13 protein-coding genes are annotated in these 6102 nt (G+C 63.3%); 10 read left to right on the top strand and 3 right to left on the bottom strand.

Annotated elements, in window-relative coordinates:
• Positions 1-160: 160 nt before the first annotated feature.
• Together rpmA and rplU are read right to left on the bottom strand one after the other, a co-directional pair.
• Positions 161-430: a 50S ribosomal protein L27 gene (gene rpmA, locus VGD20_RS02090; RefSeq protein WP_331132866.1), complete on the bottom strand. Its 270-nt coding sequence runs from the start codon at positions 428-430 to the stop codon at positions 161-163.
• Positions 431-478: 48 nt separating this feature from the next.
• Positions 479-964: a 50S ribosomal protein L21 gene (rplU, locus tag VGD20_RS02085; RefSeq protein WP_331132865.1), complete on the bottom strand. Its 486-nt coding sequence runs from the start codon at positions 962-964 to the stop codon at positions 479-481.
• A gap of 226 nt (positions 965-1190) precedes the next feature.
• On the opposite strand from rplU, the gene VGD20_RS02080 reads away from it, so the two are divergent.
• On the top strand, positions 1191-1715 hold the full coding sequence (locus VGD20_RS02080) for a hypothetical protein (RefSeq protein ID WP_331132864.1): 525 nt from the start codon (positions 1191-1193) through the stop codon (positions 1713-1715).
• 34 nt (positions 1716-1749) lie between these two features.
• On the opposite strand, the gene pspF is transcribed toward VGD20_RS02080, so the two are convergent.
• Positions 1750-2772: a phage shock protein operon transcriptional activator gene (gene pspF, locus VGD20_RS02075; RefSeq protein WP_331132863.1), complete on the bottom strand. Its 1023-nt coding sequence runs from the start codon at positions 2770-2772 to the stop codon at positions 1750-1752.
• A 25-nt stretch (positions 2773-2797) separates the two neighbouring features.
• Here pspF and VGD20_RS02070 point away from each other — a divergent pair, with 25 nt between their 5' ends.
• From VGD20_RS02070 to VGD20_RS02030, 9 genes are all read left to right on the top strand, one after another.
• Complete coding sequence (locus tag VGD20_RS02070; protein WP_331132862.1) at positions 2798-3121, top strand: hypothetical protein; 324 nt, start codon at positions 2798-2800, stop codon at positions 3119-3121.
• Between the two features lie 102 nt (positions 3122-3223).
• The gene (gene pspA / locus VGD20_RS02065; RefSeq protein ID WP_331132861.1) at positions 3224-3889 is read left to right on the top strand and encodes a phage shock protein PspA; all 666 of its coding nucleotides are present in this window, start codon (positions 3224-3226) and stop codon (positions 3887-3889) included.
• 12 nt (positions 3890-3901) lie between these two features.
• Positions 3902-4177, top strand: a complete 276-nt coding sequence (pspB, locus tag VGD20_RS02060) for an envelope stress response membrane protein PspB (RefSeq protein WP_058804066.1) — start codon at positions 3902-3904, stop codon at positions 4175-4177.
• 1 nt (position 4178) lies between these two features.
• Positions 4179-4559 (top strand): envelope stress response membrane protein PspC, encoded by a 381-nt coding sequence (gene pspC, locus VGD20_RS02055; RefSeq protein WP_058804067.1) that lies wholly within the window; start codon positions 4179-4181, stop codon positions 4557-4559.
• A 42-nt stretch (positions 4560-4601) separates the two neighbouring features.
• Positions 4602-4901, top strand: a complete 300-nt coding sequence (locus VGD20_RS02050; protein WP_331132860.1) for a hypothetical protein — start codon at positions 4602-4604, stop codon at positions 4899-4901.
• A gap of 14 nt (positions 4902-4915) precedes the next feature.
• Positions 4916-5233, top strand: a complete 318-nt coding sequence (locus VGD20_RS02045; protein WP_331132859.1) for a hypothetical protein — start codon at positions 4916-4918, stop codon at positions 5231-5233.
• A gap of 10 nt (positions 5234-5243) precedes the next feature.
• The gene (locus tag VGD20_RS02040; RefSeq protein WP_037554916.1) at positions 5244-5507 is read left to right on the top strand and encodes a hypothetical protein; all 264 of its coding nucleotides are present in this window, start codon (positions 5244-5246) and stop codon (positions 5505-5507) included.
• Between the two features lie 29 nt (positions 5508-5536).
• Positions 5537-5800, top strand: coding sequence for a hypothetical protein (locus VGD20_RS02035; RefSeq protein WP_331132858.1), 264 nt, complete (start codon positions 5537-5539; stop codon positions 5798-5800).
• Between the two features lie 23 nt (positions 5801-5823).
• On the top strand, positions 5824-6066 hold the full coding sequence (locus tag VGD20_RS02030; protein WP_331132857.1) for a hypothetical protein: 243 nt from the start codon (positions 5824-5826) through the stop codon (positions 6064-6066).
• Positions 6067-6102 lie beyond the last annotated feature (36 nt).

Raw genomic sequence — 6102 nt, 5'->3', positions numbered from 1 at the left:
TGGCCCGATTTTCGCGCCTGCCCGCTAGAGTACGGAATTCAGGCAAGAAAAAAGGGAGTCCGGGGGTGACCCGTCTCCCTCTTTTCGAACTTTGTTCCCGCTGGTGCGGAAAGGACCGTTCCGGGTCATCCCTTGGTGGGCGACCCGTGCAGATCGTCCTTTATTCGGCTGCTTCCGCCATGGCGTCGACCGACACAAATTTGCGGCCAAGCTTGCCATCGTGGAATCGGACGCGGCCGTCGGCGGTTGCGAACAGCGTGTGGTCCTTGCCCATGCCAACGTTGACACCCGGGTAAACCTTGGTGCCGCGCTGACGCACGATAATGTTGCCGCCGATCACTTCCTGACCGCCGAACTTCTTCACGCCAAGGCGGCGGCCGGCTGAGTCGCGACCGTTGCGCGAAGAACCGCCTGCTTTCTTATGTGCCATGACTGATGCTCCTTAGTTCGTTCGAGGGGCCGAGCCGCGTTGCCGCGCTCAGGCTTCCTTCTTGGGGGCTGCCTTCTTGGCAGCGGGCTTCTTGGCGGGCGCTTCGGCGGCTTCGGCCTTCGGAGCAGCAGCCTTCTTCGGCGCAGCTTCCTTGGCGGGCGCAGCAGCCTTGGCTTCGGCAGCCGGAGCGGCCTCGGCCTTCGGAGCGGCTTCCTTCTTCGGCGCGGCCTTCTTGGCATCGCCGACCGCAAGGATGCGCAGCAGCGTCAGCGACTGACGGTGGCCGTTGCGACGGCGATAGTTATGCCGGCGGCGCTTCTTGAACACGATGACCTTTTCGCCGCGCGTCTGGGCGATGATCTCGGCCGAAACGACGAGGCCTTCGGCGCTCTTCACTTCGCCGCCGTCACCGGCCAGCAGGATGTCGCCGAGCGACACGGTGTCGCCAGCTTCGCCGTCGATCTTTTCAACGGCGATCTTGTCTCCGGCGGCGACGCGATACTGCTTGCCGCCCGTGCGCACGATTGCGAACATGGTCTTCCATCCAATCAGAAACTAAAACACCCACGCTGCCAGTCACCCGCCAGAGCAGGCGATTTTTCCGGCATGCGGGAAAGTCAGCGCCATTAGCGAGCCAGGGCCGTGCTGTCAACCGCATATTCCCGTGCTTTTTGCGCTTTTGCGGCACGCAGCGCGATCGCGGCGGCACCATGTCCTGATTCGCGCTTGCTGCCCGGGCCTGCCGCCCATATCAGGGGCCATGATCAAGCGCGCCTTCTTTTTCCTGCCCGTTGCGGCCGTGACGTCGCTGTCGCTGACGGCGTGCGCCGCAGCCCGGAATGAGGGCGCGCCCTCGCTGGCCAAAAGGCCGGTCGAGGGGCGATTCGACGTCGCGCCGCCTGCCGTCGTGGTTGCGCCTCCGGGCCCGCTGCCGGCCGATCTCGCGGGTCGCCTTGCGCGCTGGGAATCCGATGGCGCTGCCGGGCAGCAAGGTTTCGCCGCCGAGCGCGATCAGGCAGCGTCGCTCGTATCCGCCGCGGCAGGCGCGCCGGTTGCCAGCGAGCGCTGGGTTGTCGCGCAGCAGGCTATTTCGCGGCTGGTCGCCGCGCGCGCGCCGCTCACCGGGGCGCTTGCCGACATCGACCGCCTCTACCTCGAACGCAGCGTCGACGAAGCGATCGATGGTCTCCCCGACATCTATGCACTGCGCGACCGGCTCGCCGATATGGTGTCGACGCAGGATGCGGTGATCGAGGCGCTGAGCGCCCAGCTGCCGGGGCAGTAATATCCGTCGCCCCCGCAAAGGCGGGGAGCGACGCTCATTGATTCAACCCGTGCTTCTTCAACGCATGGCGAATCTGGTCGTAGCTCAGCCCGAGCGCCTCGGCCGCGACCTTCTGGTTGAAGCGGCAACGCGCCATCGTGTCGGCGAGGATTTGTCTTTCATATCCATCGACCGCGGCGCGCAGGTCACTGACCGGGCCTGATGGCGGAGCCGCGGGGGCAACGTCGCTTGCGGGCGCGGTGACGGCTTCCGCTTTCGCCGCAGCCTTGCGCGACACCGGCTGCCACGGGCTCGCGAAGGGATCGAAGCTTACGGCATCGACGGGCTTTTCGGGGTCGGCCCAGCGATAGATGGCGCGTTCGATGACGTTCCTGAGTTCGCGGACATTGCCCGGCCAGTCGTGCCCTTCCATCGCGGCGAGTGCGCGCGGACCGAAGCCTGGCCATTCTTCCCAGCCGAGCACCGTCGCCATGCGCTGGCCGAAATAGGTGGCGAGCACTTCGATATCGCCCTCGCGCGCGCGGAGCGGAGGCAGGGTGATGACCTCGAACGACAGGCGGTCGAGCAGGTCGGCGCGGAAGCGATTGTCGTCGACCAGCGCCGGCAGATGTTCGTTGGTCGCGGCGACGATGCGGACGTCGACGCGGATCGGGCGCGACGATCCGACGCGCGTGACTTCGCCATATTCGACCGCGCGGAGCAGCCGTTCCTGTGCGCCCATCGACATCGTCGCAAGCTCGTCGAGGAACAGCGTGCCGCCGTCGGCTTCCTCGAACCGGCCGGCGCGCGTCCGCGTCGCGCCCGTGAAGGCTCCCGCCTCGTGCCCGAACAGTTCGGACTCGATCAGCGTCTCGGGCATCGCGGCGCAGTTCATGATCACATAGGGGCGGTCCCAGCGCGTCGACAGGCGGTGAAGGCGCTCGGCGATCAGCTCCTTGCCGGTCCCGCGCTCGCCGATCACCAGCACCGGCCGATCGAGCGAAGCCGCGAGACTCGCGCGTTCGACCGCGTCCTGAAACGCTGCCGATTGGCCGATAAATTGCGTCTCGCGCTCCATTCCCAATCATTGGCAAATTTTCCCGTTGATTGGCAAGTCAATTCGAAGAGGATATCTGTTTCGGTGTGAAGTTTGGCGGTTTTCCGTATGTTCAAGCAATTGGCACGGCTTCTGCATTGTTTATGACGAACCGGCGCAGATCGTGCCGGTGCAGCGAAAAGCACAGGAAGGTTCGATCATGAAGTCGATGTTTGCCCAAGCCGCCACTTTCGTGCTGAGCACGGCCGGAGCGCTGGCCATCCTCGTCGGCGTGATCGACCAGCCCCAGGCCGCCGCCAGCATCACCGGCACCCCCGCCGGCCCGCTGGTTGCCGCTGTTTTGTCCCCGGCGGTCAGTCCTTTGGCCTGACCGGCACTGGTGCCGGGGCACTCTCCCCCCTTGCCCCGCCCCGGCACCAGCCTTTCTTCAAAAAAAGACACAGGTCTCAAGATTTTCGACAGGAGTTTCAAAATGGGTATTTTTTCACGAACCCGCGACATCATTGCCGCCAACGTCACCGACCTGCTCGACCGGGCCGAAGACCCCGAAAAGATGATCCGCCAGATCATCTTCGAGATGAACGAAACGCTCGTCGAAGTTCGCGCCTCCGCTGCCCGCACGATCGCGGACCAAAAGGAAATGCGCCGCCACATCGCCAAGCTCGAAAGCCTGCAGGATGGCTGGAAGGAGAAGGCCGAACTCGCGCTGTCGAAGGACCGCGAAGATCTTGCCACGGCCGCGCTGGTCGAAAAGCAGAAGGCCGGCGACATGGCCGAGCGCCTGAAAGCCGAGATTTCGGTGCTCGATGATGCGCTCAAAGGTTATGAAGACGATATCGCCAAGCTGCAGAAGAAGCTTTCGGAAGCGCGGGCGCGCCAGTCGAGCGCGGTCAACCGCCTCGAAAGCGCCGAGAACCGCTACAAGCTGCGCGAGATGACCAATGGCGACCGCGTCGAAGATGCCTTCTCGCGCTTCGAGATCCTCGAACGCCGCGTCGACGAAGCCGAAGGCCGCGCCGATGCGCTGAACCTCGGCTATAAAAAGTCGCTCGATGAAGAGATCGCCGAATTGCAGGCCGCCGACAAGGTCGCCGACGAACTCGCGGCCCTGAAAGCCGCGCAGGCCAGCAAACAATAAGGAGCCGGACCGATGGAAGAAATCATCATCGTCCCGATCGTCATCGGAACGCTCTTCCTCGGTCTGCCCTGGCTGATCCTCCACTATATAACCAAGTGGAAGCAGGCCAAGACGCTGACCGGGGAAGATGAACAACTGCTCGATGAACTCTATGATACGGCTCGCAGGCTCGAGAATCGTCTTCATACCGTCGAACGGATCATCAGCGCCGACCATCCCGACTTCCGCCCCGCGGTGCGTAGCGATGAAGACCTGGCGCAACTCGAAAATATGACCAGGAGAAACTGAGATGTCTGCCAGTCGCACGAAATTCTACCTCGACAAGCAGAACGCCAAGTGGAGCGGCGTGTGTGCCGGGATCGCGGATTATAGCGGGATCGACGTCCTCTGGGTCCGCGTCGGCGCGGTGTTGCTGACGCTGATGGGCGGTTTTCCCTGGACGCTGATCGCTTACTGGATGGTCGCCTGGATGGGCACGCCCAAGCCGTTCGCGCTCTATGGATCGAACGAGGAGGCGAAGTTCTGGCAGGGGGTTCGCTCGAACCCCAGCGCCTCGACCCGCGACATCCGCTCGCGCTTCCGCGACATCGACCGCCGGCTCGCCGACATCGAACAATATTACACCAGCCACAACCGCCGCCTCGCCGACGAGATCGACGCGCTGCGCTGAGCGGACCCAAAGATCCTTGGGGCACAAACAGGGAGACAGAAAATGAATTTCGGGGGTACCGGTTTCGTCCTCGCCATTATCGCATTGTCGGTCGGCGGCTGGATGTTCACCACCTGGATCCGCGCCAAGCACGGCTATCCGGTTGAAAATGAATGGGGCGGCACGGTTCATCGATCCGACCCCGACGCTGATCGAAAAATCGCGCTGCTGGAAGGCGACAATGCCAAGCTGGCGGACCAGGTCAGCCGTCTGGAGGACCGGATTTCGGTTCTCGAGCGTATCGCGACCGAAAATCACGGACAGGCGGCAGAGCTCGCCAACCAGATCGACCGGCTGCGCTGAGAGGATTTGAGACGATGAATTTGGACGTCCTGAACATTATCGCTCCCGTCGCCATAACCGTCGGTCTGGCCGGGGTCGGCGGTTGGGTCTTCACCACCTGGCTCCGCGTCAAGAACGGTTATCCGCTCGAAAACAGCTGGGGTAAGGCGGTTTATCCGAGGACGAGCGACGAGGCGATGGAGCGCGTCAAGCTGGTCAGCCAGGAAAATGCCCAGCTGCGCGCCGAGCTTGGCTCGGTGAAGGATCGCCTCGCGGTCATCGAACGCATCGTCACCGACGAAGGTCACCGGCTCAGCCACGAGATCGAGGCGCTGCGGCGCCCGTCGAACTGAAGGGACAGACATGGAAGCCATCGTCATTCTGTTGATCGTCGTCGGACTGCCGGTCACGCTCGGCATCGGCTACGCCGCCTATGAGCGTCACCTCAAGTTCAAGGAACGGCAGTTCAAGGCGATCACGAACGAGACCGCCGAAAAAGCCGCGCAATATGCGGCGCATACCGAACGGCTGGAAGCGCGCGTCCGCGTTCTCGAGCGCATCGTTACCGACAAGGGTATCGATGTCGCCGACGAGATCGAAAAGCTGCGCGACGCTCCGCTGAACTAAGCAAGACATATACGGAAAGGATACTCCCCATGGGTCCGTTTGAAATGGTAATCGGCATCGTTCTGATCGTGACGATCGGCAGCATCGTCCGCGCCAAGCATGGCATTCGCCGCGATCACAAGGGGGGCGAGTATTTCGTCGCCACCGACAATGGCGAGACCAAGGCACTGCAGGCCGAAATCCGGGCGCTCAAGGAGCGCATCCAGGTCCTCGAACGCATCGCCACCGACAATAATCGCGCCGTGACGCTCGATCAGGAAATCGAGAAGCTGCGCGACAGCAGCAAAATCTGAACGCCGGCAAAGGAGCAACGCTCATGGCTTTCATCCATCCTGACTTTACCACCGCCGCCGTCGCGCTGGTCGCGCTGACCATCATCAGCCTCGTCGCGCTCCGCGGCTGGCGCGACTGGATCCAGCTGAAGCGCGAGGAACTCGCCGCAGGCCACAGCATAGGCCATGACCCCGCCGTCCCCCACGCCGGCTCGCGAATCGAGATCGCCGATCTCAAGGAACGGCTGCGGAAACTCGAAGCCATCGCGGCGGGGGTCGACCTCTAATCCACCCCCAACCGCGCGGCACCGGCCCGCTCCCCT

It is taken from the genome of Sphingopyxis sp., assembly GCF_036402335.1.
Lineage (GTDB): Bacteria > Pseudomonadota > Alphaproteobacteria > Sphingomonadales > Sphingomonadaceae > Sphingopyxis.
This window is presented reverse-complemented; position numbering and strand designations above follow the sequence as displayed.